Genomic DNA, 14,013 nt, shown 5'->3' on the forward strand with positions numbered 1-14,013 from the left:
CATGGCCACCACACCCACTCCACCGGGGCCCGTGCTGCCCCCGTCGCCCCCCGTCGTCTACCTCAAGCCCCCGCCGGACTGGGAAGAGCATGAAAAGCCCAGCCTGCCGGGCTCGCCGTCCATGCCGCTGCACCAGCCGGCCGTGCGCGCCGCCTATGGCCTGATCGCCGTGCTGGTGGCGTTGACGGGCGGCCTGGGCAATGCACTGTTCACGGCCAACCTGCCCACCATCCAGGGGCAGATGGGGCTGACGTCTTCCGAGGCCGCCTGGCTGACCGGCGCCTACGTCATGCTCAACATGACGGCCAACCTGCTGGTCTACAAGTTCCGCCAGCAGTTCGGCATGCGGCTGTTCGCCGAGATCGGCCTGGGCCTGTATGCGCTGCTGACGCTGCTGCACCTGGTGCTGGGCAGCTACACCAGCCTGCTCATGCTGCGCGCGGCCAGCGGCCTGGCGGGCGCCACCTGCAGCACGCTGGGCACGCTCTACATGCTGCAGGCCGCGCCGCGCAAGCATGTGCTCAAGATGCTGGTGATCGGCGTGGGGCTGGGGCAGATCGCCACGCCGCTGGCCTGGATCCTGTCGCCGGGCCTGCTGTTCAACAGCGAGTGGCACAACCTCTACCTGTTCGAGGCCGGCCTGGCCCTGATCTCGTTCGCGGGCGTGGTGGTGCTCAAGCTGCCGCCGGGCGTGCATATCCGCAGCTTCGAGCGGCTGGACTTCCTGACCTTCTTCCTCATGGTGCCCGGCGTGGGCCTGCTGATCGCCGTGCTGGTGCAGGGCTACAACCACTGGTGGCTGGACACGCCCTGGCTGGCCTGGATGCTGATCGGCTCCATCGTCCTGCTGAGCGTGGCGCTGTACATCGAGCACCACCGCCGCAATCCCATGCTGCAGACGCGCTGGTTCGTGCTGGCGCCCACGGTGCGCTTCGTGATCGGTGCGCTGCTGCTGCGCTTTCTGACCACCGAGCAGACCTATGGCGTGATCGGCATGCAGCGCATGCTGGGCATGACGGTGGACCAGATGCAGCCGCTGTTCATCGTCATCCTGCTGGGCACCATCGCAGGCATTGCCGTGTCGGCGCTGACCTTCGGGCTGGAGAACATGGGCAAGCAGATCGTGGGCTCCATCGTGCTGTTCGCGCTGGCGGCCTGGCTGGACCACAGCCGCACCAGCCTGGCCCGGCCCGAGGACTTCTTCGGCAGCCAGTTCCTCATGGCCGTGGGCGCGGGCCTGTTCATGGGGCCGCTGATGCTGATCGGCGTGGTGCAGGGCCTGAAGTTCGGCGCGCACTACATGCTGACGGCCATCGTCACCATCTCCATGACGCAGGCCATGGGCGCGCTCATGGGCTCGGCCCTGCTGAGCACCTACCAGATGCACCGCGAGCAGGTGTATTCGGCCGCCATCGTGGCCGACGTCGATCCCACCGACCCCATCGTGGCCGACCGCCTGCGCCTGCAGCAGCAAAGCCTGGCCCGCGTCATCGCCGACCCGGCCCTGCGTGCGGCCCAGGGCACGGCCCAGCTGGCGCAGGCTGCACGCCGCGAGGCCAATGTGCGCGCCTACAACGACGTGTTCGCGCTCACGGCCGGCGTGGCCGTGCTCTACCTGCTGTGGATGCTGGCCCTGGCTGGCCGCGCACGCCAGCGCGCCTTCGTGGAGCGCATGCGCGCCGCCGCTGCCGATGCCTCGGCCATGCGCGGCACCGATGCCGCCGCGCCGCAGGACGCGCCGGGCCAGCCGCCCACCCAACCCGTCGCCCGCGCCTGAAACCGTTCGCCCAGAGAAAAGACAACAACATGAGTGACTCCGAAAATTCCAATGGCGGCACGGCCGCCTCTGCCTCGCCTGCGCCGGCTCCCGCTGCGGCGCCTTCACCTTCACCATCGCCATCGCCATCGCCATCGCCATCGCCCAAGCTCATCAAGCCCTCGCTGCGCAGCGTGCTGGTGATGCTGGTGGTCGCCCTGGCCGGCGTGCTGCTGGTGCTGCGTGCCTGGAACCTGTTCCCCTTCGCGGGCACCGTGGTCAGCACCGACAACGCCTATGTGCGCGGCGCCGTCACCGTGCTCGCGCCCCAGGTCAGCGGCTATGTGACCGAGGTGCTGGTGCAGGACTACGAGAACGTCAAGGCCGGCCAGCCCCTGGTGCGCATCGACGCCCGCACCTACGAAGCCGCCCAGGCACAGGCCCAGGCCCAGCTGGCCAATGCCCGCGCACAGCTGGCCAATGCCGACCAGACCCAGGCCCAGAACCGCGCCACGCTGGGCGCCAGCCGCGCCGGCCTGGCGGCGGCGCAGGCCGAATCCGACCGCGCCGCAGCCGAGCTGCAGCGCGTGCAGGCGCTGTCCGAGCGCGGCTCCGTCTCGCTCAACGAGCGCGACAAGGTGCGTGCCACCGCGCGCCTGGCGGCCACCAACGTGGCCAAGGCCCAGGCCGATATCGAGATCAACGCCCAGAAGATCAAGGCGACGACGGTGAACCGCGCCTCGCTCGAAGCCCAGGTCCAGATGGCCGAGGCCCAGCTGCGCCAGGCCCAGATCAACCTGGACAACACCGTGGTGCACGCGCCAGGCGATGGCCAGGTCAGCGAGGTCGGCGTGCGCCGGGGCCAGTACGTCACGGCCGGCTCCCAGCTCATGTACGTGGTGCCGCACACGCTGTGGGTGGTGGCCAACTTCAAGGAGACCCAGACCGCCCAGGTGCGCATAGGCCAGGCAGTGCGCTTCAGCGTCGATGCGCTGGGCGGCGCCCACCTCACGGGCCGCGTGCTGGAGATCGCGCCGGCCACGGGCTCGGAATTCAGCGTGCTCAAGGCCGACAACGCCACGGGCAACTTCACCAAGGTCGTGCAGCGCCTGCCGGTCAAGATTGCAATCGATCCCGACCAGGAGCTGGCCGCGCGGCTGCGCGCTGGCATGTCGGTGGTGGTGCGGCTGGATACGGCGCAGCCTGAGCCCCAACCCGCACAGCAACCCGCACAGCAGCCCGCACCCCAACCGGAGGCCCGCCCATGACCGCCCGCGCACTGGCCATGGCCATCGCCTGCGCCACCGCGCTGGCCGGCTGCAGCGTGCCGCCGCTGAGCACCGCGCCTGAAGCGGCCCGGCCCGTCATGCCCGCCCAGTGGAGCGGGGCAGGGCAGGAGCCGGCCGCCGCCGTCCAGGCATCGTGGTGGCAGGCCTTTGGCGATCCGCTGCTCACGCGCTGGGTGGAACTGGCCCAGTTCCGCAACAACGATGTGCTGCTGGCCCTGTCGCGCGTGGATGAGGCGCGGGCCAACCTGGATGTGGCAGGCGCTGCGGGCCTGCCCCAGCTCTCGGCCACGGCCGGCGCCTCCACGGGCCGCAGCCTGGGCGCGCGGGGCCTGGCGCACACGCGCTCGGTTCAGCCCGGCCTGCAGGCCAGCTGGGAGCCTGATCTGTGGGGCCGCATCGCCCATCTGGAAAAGGCCGCCGCCCTGCGCCTGCAGGCCAGCGAGGCCGACCGCGACGCCGTGGCCCTGGCCGTGGCCGCCACCACGGCCCAGGCCTATGTGGGCCTGCGCTCGCTGCAATCGCAGCTGCAAGTGGCCCAGGCCACGGCCCGCTCGCGTGAACAGGCCCTGCGCCTGGCCGATGAGCAGGCACGCGTCGGCTACACCTCGCAGTTGCAGCTCACCCAGGCCCAGGCCGAGCTGCAATCCGTGCAGCAGGCCGTGGAGCAGCTGGAGCTGTCGCTGGCGCGCCAGCGCACGGCGCTTCTGCTGCTGGCCGGCGGCGAGGGTGACGAGCAGGCTGCCGCGCTCATGGCAGCAACCGACGGCCAGTCCGCTGCGCTGGGCGCACCGCCGCCTGCGCCGGCCGCCGGCCTGCCTTCGGCCTTGCTGCAGCGCCGCCCCGACATTGCACGGGCCCAGCTGCAACTGGCGGCCGCCGACGAAAGCCTGGCCGTGCAGCGCACCGCCTTCCTGCCCCAGGTCTCGCTGACGGCCAGCGCCGGCAGCCTGCTGGTCAACGCCCTGCAATACCACCCGGCCACGGTCTGGGCCCTGGGCGGCAGCGTGCTGGCGCCGCTGTTCACGGGCGGCCGGCTGCAAGGGCAGTTCGACGCCGTGACCGCCCAGCGCGACCAGGCCGCCTATGCCTACCGTGGCGTGGTGATCAAGGCCCTGGCCGATGTGGAAAACGCCCTGGTCGGCACCCGGCGCCTGCAGTCGCAGTGGCAGCACGCCAGCGAGCGCGAGGCCGTGCTGCAGCGCTCCCTGGGCTTTGCCAAGGACCGCTACGAGGCCGGCTACGCCAGCTACCTGGAAGAGCTGGACGCCCAGCGCAATCTCTTCCAGGCGCAGCAGGAGGTGATACGCCTGCGCCAGAGCCAGCTGGAAAACGCCATTGCGCTGTACCAGGCGCTGGGCGGCGGCTGGCAGGCCGACGCTGCACCAGTCGCCAGCCCCGCCCGCTGATCAGACCTTCTCGATGCGCGCAGGCAGGCCCTGGCGCACCGCGGCGCCCGACACCCAGTCCACCCACACGTTTTTGCAGCCGGGCCGCGTGGGATCGGCAAAGCCCAGGTCATTGAGGTTCACGCCATTGGCATGCTCGGCGTTCACCGGCATGGGCTTGCCGTCGATGCTGTGGCGGCCTGCGCCCAGTTCGCGGTGGCCGTAGCCGTGCTCGATGGCCACGGTGCCCGGCATCACGCCGTCGCGCACCATGGCCACGGCCGTCACCGCGCCGCCCGGCGTGCGGATGCGCACCGTGTCGCCGTTGGCGATGCCCAGCCGCTCGGCGTCATCGCGGTGCAGGGACACCGGGTTGTGCGGATGCACCTGGCGCAGCCGCGAGACGGCAATCGACATGGAACTCATCAGGTTGGACTTGTACGAGGTCAGCAGCAGCGGCCATTGCTGCTCGCCGAAATGCGTGCGCATGGCGCTGCCGTCGGCCAGCCGCGCCGGATACCAGGTGGGGCAGCCGCTGTAGCGCTCGCCCGTCATGGCGTGGCGCATGCGGGCCAGCTCCTCGCTCCACACCTGCAGGGCAGGCGCGTGGGCCTTGCGGGTGTGGCCGTCCTTCCAGGCGTCCTCGATGCGGTCGAAGCGCCCGCCGCGCGTCAGCAGCATGGCCACCTGGCGCCATTCATCGTCCTTCAGGCGCTGGCGCAGTGCGGGCACCAGCCTGTCCACGCCGGTGATGGCGATGTCGTCATCGCTGGCCGCCGGCACGGGCTTGCCACCTGCCCAGGCCACGTTGGCCAGGGCGTGGATGAAGAAGTCCTCGGCCGAGCGCAGCGCATGGGGCTGGCCCTGGGCGTCCTTGATGGCGGCCTCGCCAAAGCCCGGCAGGCCCAGCCGTTCTGCCACGGCAAAGAGAAAGCTCTCCACGTTCACGGGCTGGCCGCCGGCCGTGCGCGCCACGGCGGGCTGCACCACGGGCCAGCGCACGGTGGAGCTTTTGGCCACCACGTCGGCCCAGGGCGCCGAGATGCCCCAGCTCTCGTAGGTCACGGTATCGGGCACGATGAAATCGGCCAGCGCGCTGGTCTCGTTGATGAAGGGATCGATGGAGACGATCAGCGGCAGCTTCTTCGGGTCCTTGAGATCGTCCACCAGCGCGTTGCGAAAGCCCGCAATGCCGTAGACGGGGTTGCTCATGTGGTTGATCCAGGCCTTGGCGCGGTAGGGGTAGCCGGCCAGCGCGCTGGCCAGCATCTCGCTGGACAGGCCGCCCACGGCCGGGTACCACGGGGCCTGGGCGGCGGGGTAGTCCTTCGCGCCCTCGGGCTGGCCCTCGCGCTTGCGCTGGAATTCCGTGCTTTTCTCGTAGGGCTGGCGGTGGCGTGACAGCGCCAGGCCGCGCGGCTTGACCTTGCCGTCGAAGTTGGCGAAGTCGTAGCGCGGGCCCGGGCCGAAGGGGCCGAACGGGCCGGCATCCAGCACCAGGCCGCCCTGCACGTTGAGGTTGCCCACCAGGGTGTTGAGCATGCTGATGGCGTAGGCGGTGTAGAAACCCGCGCCGCTCATGGTGCCGCCATGCGCATCGGCTACGGCGCGCTTGCCATGGCTGGTGAACTCGCGCGCCAGCGCCTCGATCTCGCCGCGTGCCACGCCGCACAGCGCCGCGTACTCGTCCAGTGTCTTGAGGCTGGCCTGCTCATGCAGCTTGGCCAGCGAGGAGCAGACCGACAGCTCGGGGGCCTGGTCTGCGCCTTCGGCCTTCAGGCCGGGCACGGCCACGCGGGTGCGCACCATCAGCTGTGCAGGCTCGGCCTGGGTGTGCGGCGCCAGGCTGCCATCGGCACGCTGCACCACGAACACATCCTGGGCCGGCTTGCCGTCTTCGGCTGGCGCGGGCAGGGCCCAGCCCAGGTCGGCGCCGCGCAGAAAGCTGCCATGGCGCGGGTGGCCGGGCTCGTTGACCAGCAGGTGCGTGGCATTGCTCCAGGACGCCTCGCCCGCGGCCTGCATGGCGGCCGGGCCGGGCTGGGCGAGAAAGCCCGTGTCATGGCGCGCCTCGTCCAGGATGACGCGGATCAGCGCCATGGCCAGGGCCAGGTCGCTGGCCGGCTTGACGGCCAGCCAGCGGTTGCCGCTGCCCGCAGCCAGGCTGGACGAGGTGGGCAGCACGGGCGAGACCACCACGTAGCGGAAACGGTTGTCGTCGCGCGAGCGGGCCTCGGCCAGTTCGCGGCCCTGGCGCTGGAAGGGGTTGCCGGACTGCGCGGGCGCCGCGCCGATGAACAGGCCGAAGCTGGCATGGCTCCAGTCGGGCTTGCCGTGCGGCATGCCGGGCAGGTCGCCCAGGGCCGCTGCCGCACCCACGCGAAAGCTCTGGCCGCAGTAGGCGCCGTGGTTGCTGACGTTCACGGTGCCGAAGGACGGCCCTGCAAAGCGGCGCAGCAGCTGGGCGCGGCCTTCGTTGGAGGCGTCGGTCACCAGCAACTGGTTGGAGCGCGGGCCGAACTCGGGGTTGTCGGCGTCCAGCGGCGTCTTGGTGTCCCAGATGGCGCGCAGGCCATCGACCTGGCCTTCGCCGAACAGATCGCCGCCCTCGCAGACTTCCTGCACCAGCTGCTCGAAGGAAATGCTCTGCCAGCGGCCGCTGCCGCGCGGGCCCACGCGCTTGAGCGGGGTGAGCACGCGGTGCGGTGCGTTCTGGTGCTCCAGCATGGACGAGCCGCGCGCGCAGGCCGTGGCCCGGCCCTCCAGGCCCAGCTCCTTGCCCAGTTTGGCGTAGACCTCGCGCACGGGTTCTTCCATGGCGGCCGGGCGCGTGGTGGCCAGCGGGTGGTAGGGGTTGCCTGCCACGCGCAGGATGCGGTTGCTGGCGGTATCGACACGCACGCGCACGCCGCACTGCGTCCAGCAGCCCAGGCAGCTGGAGGGGCTGACCACCTGGCCGGGCTGGGTGGCGAGCGCGCCCGTGGCCGGGTCGATGCGGAACTCCGGCGTCAGCGAATTGCCGCGCGTGGCGCTGGCCGTGGGCGTGCCCGAGGTGCCTGCGACCAGGCCCTTGGCACCGCGCGCCAGTGTTTCACCGTAGCCGGCCGCAAAGGCGGCCAGCCCACCGGCGGTGAGTCCGCCGCGCAGCAGCAGGCGGCGGCGGGCGGCCTCGGCATCCAGGGAATCTTCGGGAGCTTGGGGGAGTTTCTTCTTGTCGGTCATGAAAGGCTTTCTGTGGCGCGGCCGGCCGGTGGCGGGCCGCGCTCCGTGAATGGGTGAGGGGTCGTCAGGGCGGCGGTGTCAGAGGGCGCGGGCCGCGGCCGAACGCGCGGGAAACAGCTCCAGCGCCCAGGTGGCCAGCGTCACCAGTGCAATGCACAGGCCGGCCACGCCCAGCATGCCCAGCAGGCCGTCGCCGCCCAGCGGCATGTGGTAGATGTACAGGCCCGCGCCGTACTTGGGCACGCCTTGCACGCCCATGAACAGCGCCCAGCGGAAGGCCCAGGCCGCGGCGGCCAGGCCCAGCCCCAGGGCCAGCGTGTAGCGCGGGCAGGCCATGCGATGCCCACCCCGCACCAGGGCCCACAGCAAGGCGGCACCGGCCACGGCCGAGCCCAGCATGCTCAGGCGCCAGACCGGAAACTGCTGCCACAGCTGCAGCGCCGCCTGGAAGGAGCGGCCCTGGCCCAGCCAGCCGGCAACGGCCCAGACCGCCACCATGGCCAGCAGGCACAGCGCCAGCGCCAGGCCCAGCACGCGCAGGGCCTGCAGGGCGCCGGCATCGGGGCGGTGGCGGGCGGGCAGAAAGCGCGCCGTCACCAGCATGCAGCCCACCGTGGCCAGCCAGCCCGTGAGTGCCAGGTTCAGCGGCACCCACAGCGTGTTCCACAGCGGGCGCGAGCGCACGGCCATCAGCTCGGCGCCGGTATAGGCGGTGATGGTCAGCGCCGACACGGCCAGCAGCGGCGCCAGCCAGCGCAGCCACTGCGGCCGGCCCAGCCACCAGGCCAGCACGAAGGCCAGCGCCAGTCCCACGAAGACCGGCAGCAGCAGGGCGCCCACCGACATCCACGACCACGGCGTGAAGTGCGCATAGAAATGCCAGAAGCGCGCAGGCTGGTGCAGGTCGGCCAGCAGCGACACGGGTGCGGCGATGGCGCTGACGGCCAGCACCAGCACGGCGGCCGGCAGCAGGCGCGCCATGGCGCTGGCGCGCGGCGCCCAGGCGCAGGCGGCGGCCAGCAGGGCGGCGCCCGTGGCAATGCCGGCCAGGAAGAAGTACTGCACGGCCCAGGGCAGCCAGGCCGATTCGTAGGCGGGGGTCAGGAGTTCGACGATGTGCATGGGGTGCTCCTTGCGTTCAGTGGGAAGTGACCAGCCGCACGCTGGCCTGCCCGTCCACTCCGTCGACGAAGGCGTCGGGCAATCCCAGGTAGTACACATGCGGGTCCGTGCCCATGGCGGGCTTGAGCACCTTGAGGTCCTTGGCGTGCTCGCGCATGCGCTGGCGGATCTCGCTGCCCTCGTCGTTGAGGTCGCCGATCACGCGGGCGCCGCCCACGCAGCTTTCCACGCAGGCCGGCAGCAGTCCGGCTTCCAGGCGGTGCTCGCAGAAGGTGCACTTGTCGGCGGTCTGCGTCTCGTGGTTGATGAAGCGTGCGTCATAGGGGCAGGCCTGCACGCAGTAGCCGCAGCCCACGCAGCGCTCGTTGTCCACCAGCACGATGCCGTCGCTGCGCTGGAATGTGGCCTGCACCGGGCAGACCGGCACGCAGGGCGGGTTGTCGCAGTGGTTGCACAGGCGCGGCAGGTTGAGCATGGCCGGCGGCAGGTCCTCGTTGCCCGCGTGCTGCACCTCGTACTGCAGCACCGTGGTGCGGAACTGGCCCAGCGGTGGCAGGTTCTCCATGGAGCAGCTCACCGTGCAGGCCTGGCAGCCTATGCAGCGGCGCAGGTCCACCAGCATGCCGTAGCGCCTGCCGGCCTCGCCGGGACGGCGCGGCGGTTGAAAACCGGGGGTGTCGGGCGCGGCCGCCGCCACGGGCAGGGCCACGGCCGCCATGGCGGCGGCCAGCAGATCCTGCAGGAAGCCGCGCTTGCCGGTGGCGGGCTGCGCATGGGCGGCGGTGCGGGCGGGGACGTCCTGGGAGGAGGGCTTGCAGCTGCAGTCGTTGCAACCGCTGCCGGCGCGGGATGTTTTTGGCATGGCCTGTCTTTCATCGTCCTGCGGCCACGGAGGGTGGTCGCTCAAACTCAATAAAGCATTAAAAATATGCTTTTTATATTGAATTTAATATATGAAATTCAGGGTCTTGGCGGCTTGATGTGAGTCAAGCAATGGGCTTTCCAAGTGCCTGCCGAGTGCCTGCCGAGTGCTTGCAAAGTGCCACCGACTGCCTGCCATGGACAGGCGCCCAAGGCAGTCCATAGCGTGTGGCGCAGGGATTAAGACGGGGTTAACAGGGTGACTGCATTCCTCGGGAATGCGGGGCGCGTATCGGAAATCACCCTCTTGTTTCCGCGCGCGGCCCCGGTCTACGCTGCTTGTGTCGCCACTGCCAAGGAGTTCTCCATGAACCATGCCCTGAACAGCCTTGCTTCGGAACTGGACCTTGCCGCCGAAGCCGGCGAGCACCTGAGGCTGCAATTCACACAGGCCTGCGTGGACCGCATCGCGCACCTGCTGGAAGACCCGGACGTCATCCGCTGCGCACAAGGCCTTCGCCGCTACCTGGACGGCCAGATCGACAGGCAGGAACTGGACCGCCTGGCCCGCGAGGCCGCCAGCCTGGCCAACCACCACCAGGGATCACGCTCCCTCGACGGCTGCGGCCATGCCGCCGTGTCCGCCACCTATGCCACGGCCCATGGACTGGCGGGCCGGGCGCTGCAGGCGGCCGACTATGCGGCCTACGCCATGGTCTATGGCGAGGGCGGCCACGGCGCCGTCACGGACCGCGAATCGTTCGAGCCTGAATACCAATGGCAGGCGCGCTGCCTGGCCTCGCTGGCGCAGGCCGCTCAGCAGCGCACGTAGCACCAGGCCGACTGCTGCAGCAGGGCCAGTGACTCGATGCCGCCCTGCGGCAGCACGCGCATGCCGGCAGGCGCCTCGCGGCCGAGCTTCCTGAGCGTGTTCGGGCAGACCAGCGCATGGGCCAGGGCGGCCGCATCCAGATGCTGCGGCGTGCCCGGCGCGGCGTCCAGCAGCGCCTCGACGGCTGGGCCGTTGATGACGATGCGGACTTCGGCACCGGGCCGGTCCTGGCGCAGGTTGGCCAGATTGCTGCGTGCACGGGCCAGGGCGCCGGGCGTGGGCGCATGCAGCACGATGCGCAGCGGCGACGCATCCGGCCGGGCGGGGAACAGGTCGCTCCAGTCGCTGGAGGAGGTGGAAGCGGCGGGAGAACGGCTTGTGCTCATGGTCGTCCTCGTCATTTCCTGCCACGCGGCCCCATGACCTCTTCCAGCAGGCCCGGCGGCAGGCCGGTGCGCACCTGCACCACTCCCTTGTCATCCTTCCAGACCAGGGCCGGCGTGGCACGCAGTCCCCAGGTGGACATCAGCGAGGCATGGTTGGCCAGCGCCTGCCGCGTGGCCTGCGGCACCGGGGCCAGCGGCGTGGCGCCCGCGCCTTCTGCGCTGGCGCGGCCGGCCTTGGCATAGGCGCGTGCGTGCTCGGCCAGGGCCTGCTCGGGCTGGCGCGCGGTCAGCAAGGCGGCGGCCTTGCCCTCGCTGCTGGGCTTGAGGATGCCGACCAGAATGTGGCGCAACTGCACCTGGCCGCTCTCCACCCAGGGCCGGGCATCGTTCCACAGCTGGTTGCAATAGGGGCAGTTGGGGTCGGTGAACACATAGACCGTGCGCGGCGCGTCGGCGCGGCCATCCGGTATGGACTGGGCGCGCTGCACATCGCCCCACAGTTGCTCGCCCATGGGCTTTTGCACGGCGGCCAGCAGGGCCTGGGCGTTCACGTCGCGGCCCTGGGCGTCTATCACCGTGCCCAGCACCCAGTGCTTGCCGTCAGGCATGCGGTAGATGGGCACGGGCTGGCGGTCGCGGTAGGCGGCCCAGGCCTTGAGTCCGCCCACGGCCGGCAGCGGTCCCACCAGGGTCAGTCCCTGCTGGGCCAGGAAATCCTCCGATGGCAGCTCGGACGCCGCGGCCGGCAGGGCCAAGGCTGCCGACAGGGCCAGGGCTCCTGCCAGTGCAGGCAGGGGAAACAGGGGGGAAGCGCTCATGAACATTCCTTCAGATGCTGGGCCAGGCTGGCGCGCGACAGCTCGCCCATGCGCATGCCGCACAGCCGGCCGTCGGCGCCATAGAAATAGGTGGAAGGCAGGCCCCGCTGGCGCCAGTGCCGGCCGGCCTGCTGCTGCGGGTCGAACAGCACCTGGGCCAGCGGCAGCGGGGCCGTCGCCTGCTCGCGCCGCAGGTAGCCCATCACGGCCTCGGCAGACTCGCCCTGGTTGATCCAGATGAAGCGCACATCGGGCCGCTGCTGCTGGGCCTGGGCCAGCACCGGCATCTCGCGCCGGCAGGGCGGGCACCAGGTGGCCCAGAGGTTGATCACCATGGGCTTGCCATCGGCCTGCTGCAACTGCTGCAGCGAGACCGGCTGCGCCTGTCCGTTGACCAGGGTGAAGGCCGGCAGGGCCGGTGCATCTGCGGAGGGCATCGCCTGCAGCAGGCTGCCCAGCACCAGCAGGGCCGCCCCCGCGCCCAGCGCCAGCCCAGTGGCGCGGCGCAGCACCGGGGAGCGGCGGCTGCGCCACAGCATGTACAGCAGCGCGGCCAGCAGACCGGCCCACAGGTTCCATCCCCCGTCGCGGATATCGATGATGCGACCTGCGAAGGCCGGCATCCCGCTCCAATCCCAGGGGGCCGGCGCGTACTCTGTCCACCACTGCGCGACATAGGCCAGGCGCGCCGCCAGCAGGCCGGCCAGGGTGCTTTGCCACAGCAGCGCATCCACGGCCTGGCCCGTGCGCCTTTCATTCCTGCGCGCCAGCCACTGCGCCAGCAGCCAGGCCAGCATGGCCACCACCACGCCCATCGGCAGGACCAGCGGCCCCAGCGCCAGGCTGGCAGGCAGGTGCAGCCAGGCGCCCAGCGCCGATAGCGCTGACGGCCCGCCAGGCTCTGCCGCTCCGGCAAGAACAGGCGAAGGCGCCAGCAGCAGGCCGGCAAGCAAGGGCAGCAAGGACGAAAGAAGAGGGGATGACCGGAGATGCATGGGCAAGGAGTTTCAGCCATGCAGGCTGACAGGTCGTGGATGCTGGCAGCGGGGAATTAACGGGGGGTTAACGAGGGTTAACGGCCTCATGGCCATCAGGCTGCGACCGGTCCATTTCGCCCAACCAATCCCATGGCCGCAGACAGCAGCAAGGCCGCAGCGGCAAATCCGCCAGACAGCCAGAGCGTGGCGTGCAGCCCCCAGCCATCGACCAGCTGGCCGCCCGCCCATGAGCCCAGCGCAATACCGATGTTGAAGACGCCAACGTACAGCGCCGTGGCAATTTCCACGGCGCGTGGCGCAGCCTGCATCATCCAGGTCATCAGTCCCACCGATACGCCGCCGTAGGCCAGGCCCCAGACCAGCAGCACGGCGCCACCACCGGTTGGCGAGTCGCCCACGGACAGGAACAGCACAGGCGCCAGCAGAAGGCCCATGGCGATCGCCGCCAGACTCGGCACCGTGCGGCGCGCCGCGATGATGCCCGCCAGGAAGTTGCCCGCAATGCCCGCGATGCCGTAAGCCAGCAGCAGCGCGCTCATCCATTGCGCATCGAACCCCGACACCGTCAGCAGCAGCGGGCGCACGAAGGTGAAGGACATGAAATGCCCGGCCACCAGCAGCAGCGTCAGTGCCAGCCCGGCCTGCAGCCTGCGGTTGGCCAGCTGATGGCTGAACTGGCGCAGGCTGGCCGAGCCTGTGGCAGGCAGGGCGGGGAGAACGGCCACGTGCAGCGCCAGCACCAGTGCGCTGAAGCCTGCCATGCCACCAAAGGCCCAGCGCCATCCCGCGAAATCGCCGATCAGCGCGCCCAGCGGCACGCCCAGCACCGAGGCCGCCGCCACGCCGCCAAAGATGATGGAAGTTGCCAGGCCCATCGACGCCTGGGGTACCAGCCGTGCCGCCAGCCCGCCCGCGATTGCCCAGATGCCGCCCATGCAAAAGCCCACCAGGACGCGCGCGGCCAGCAGCCAGATCAGCGACGGCGCCAGCGCCGAGGCCAGGTTGGCCAGCACGAGCAGGGCCAGCAGTCCGCACAGGATGCGGCGCCGGTCCATGCCGCCCGCCGCCATCACCACCAGCGGCGCGAACAGCGCGGCCAGCAGCGCCGGCAGCGAGAGCATCAGGCCGGCCCTGCCCATGGAGGTGCCCAGGCTGCCAGCAATGGATGTGAGCAGGCCGACCGGCAGCATTTCCGTGGTCACCACGGAAAAGGTGGCCAGGCCCACGGCGGACACGGCCAGCCACGGGCGGCGCGCGGCGGGTTCGGGCCGCGTGGAGGAAGACGAATTCATGGTCCAGATCCCTTCAAACAGGTGGGGGGTGTTGCACCGCCGTCGCGGGACA

At 70.6% G+C, this 14,013-nt stretch carries 11 protein-coding genes; 4 read left to right on the forward strand and 7 right to left on the reverse strand.

Annotation, left to right across the window (positions count from 1 at the left end):
• The first annotated feature begins 1 nt into the window (after nt 1).
• The 3 genes from DELCS14_RS13040 to DELCS14_RS13050 are packed head-to-tail and all read left to right on the forward strand — an operon-like array spanning nt 2 to nt 4,451.
• Nucleotides 2-1,777 (forward strand): MFS transporter, encoded by a 1,776-nt coding sequence (locus DELCS14_RS13040; RefSeq protein ID WP_012206052.1) that lies wholly within the window; start codon nt 2-4, stop codon nt 1,775-1,777.
• A gap of 29 nt (nt 1,778-1,806) precedes the next feature.
• Nucleotides 1,807-3,024, forward strand: coding sequence for an HlyD family secretion protein (locus tag DELCS14_RS13045; RefSeq protein WP_013802029.1), 1,218 nt, complete (start codon nt 1,807-1,809; stop codon nt 3,022-3,024).
• Complete coding sequence (locus tag DELCS14_RS13050) at nt 3,021-4,451, forward strand: efflux transporter outer membrane subunit (RefSeq protein WP_013802030.1); 1,431 nt, start codon at nt 3,021-3,023, stop codon at nt 4,449-4,451. Before DELCS14_RS13045 ends, DELCS14_RS13050 begins: the two co-directional genes overlap by 4 nt.
• Here DELCS14_RS13050 and DELCS14_RS13055 read toward each other — a convergent pair whose 3' ends face one another.
• The 3 genes from DELCS14_RS13055 to dsrO all read right to left on the reverse strand — a co-directional run bounded on the left by DELCS14_RS13055 (nt 4,452) and on the right by dsrO (nt 9,636).
• Nucleotides 4,452-7,652 carry a tetrathionate reductase subunit A gene (locus DELCS14_RS13055; protein WP_013802031.1) on the reverse strand — a complete coding sequence of 1,067 codons (3,201 nt, stop codon included), beginning with the start codon at nt 7,650-7,652 and terminating at the stop codon, nt 4,452-4,454.
• A gap of 78 nt (nt 7,653-7,730) precedes the next feature.
• The gene (nrfD, locus tag DELCS14_RS13060; RefSeq protein ID WP_013802032.1) at nt 7,731-8,774 is read right to left on the reverse strand and encodes an NrfD/PsrC family molybdoenzyme membrane anchor subunit; all 1,044 of its coding nucleotides are present in this window, start codon (nt 8,772-8,774) and stop codon (nt 7,731-7,733) included.
• Nucleotides 8,775-8,790: 16 nt separating this feature from the next.
• A complete protein-coding gene (gene dsrO, locus DELCS14_RS13065; RefSeq protein ID WP_013802033.1) occupies nt 8,791-9,636 on the reverse strand; it encodes a sulfate reduction electron transfer complex DsrMKJOP subunit DsrO in 846 nt (281 codons plus the stop codon).
• A gap of 366 nt (nt 9,637-10,002) precedes the next feature.
• Between dsrO and DELCS14_RS13070 the strand changes: the two genes are divergently transcribed.
• Nucleotides 10,003-10,467, forward strand: a complete 465-nt coding sequence (locus DELCS14_RS13070) for a hypothetical protein (protein WP_012206046.1) — start codon at nt 10,003-10,005, stop codon at nt 10,465-10,467.
• Here DELCS14_RS13070 and DELCS14_RS13075 read toward each other — a convergent pair.
• The 4 genes from DELCS14_RS13075 to DELCS14_RS13090 form a co-directional block, all read right to left on the reverse strand.
• The gene (locus DELCS14_RS13075; RefSeq protein ID WP_013802034.1) at nt 10,452-10,853 is read right to left on the reverse strand and encodes a hypothetical protein; all 402 of its coding nucleotides are present in this window, start codon (nt 10,851-10,853) and stop codon (nt 10,452-10,454) included. The two genes, DELCS14_RS13070 and DELCS14_RS13075, sit on opposite strands and share 16 nt — an antisense overlap.
• 11 nt (nt 10,854-10,864) lie before the next feature.
• Nucleotides 10,865-11,671 (reverse strand): thiol:disulfide interchange protein DsbG, encoded by an 807-nt coding sequence (gene dsbG, locus DELCS14_RS13080; protein ID WP_013802035.1) that lies wholly within the window; start codon nt 11,669-11,671, stop codon nt 10,865-10,867.
• Nucleotides 11,668-12,666: a TlpA disulfide reductase family protein gene (locus DELCS14_RS13085; RefSeq protein WP_013802036.1), complete on the reverse strand. Its 999-nt coding sequence runs from the start codon at nt 12,664-12,666 to the stop codon at nt 11,668-11,670. The genes dsbG and DELCS14_RS13085 overlap by 4 nt, the downstream gene beginning before the upstream one ends.
• Nucleotides 12,667-12,761: 95 nt before the next feature.
• Nucleotides 12,762-13,961 carry an MFS transporter gene (locus DELCS14_RS13090; RefSeq protein ID WP_013802037.1) on the reverse strand — a complete coding sequence of 400 codons (1,200 nt, stop codon included), beginning with the start codon at nt 13,959-13,961 and terminating at the stop codon, nt 12,762-12,764.
• Nucleotides 13,962-14,013: the final 52 nt, after the last annotated feature.

This window comes from Delftia sp. Cs1-4, from assembly GCF_000214395.1.
GTDB classification, from domain to species: Bacteria; Pseudomonadota; Gammaproteobacteria; order Burkholderiales; family Burkholderiaceae_C; genus Comamonas; species Comamonas acidovorans.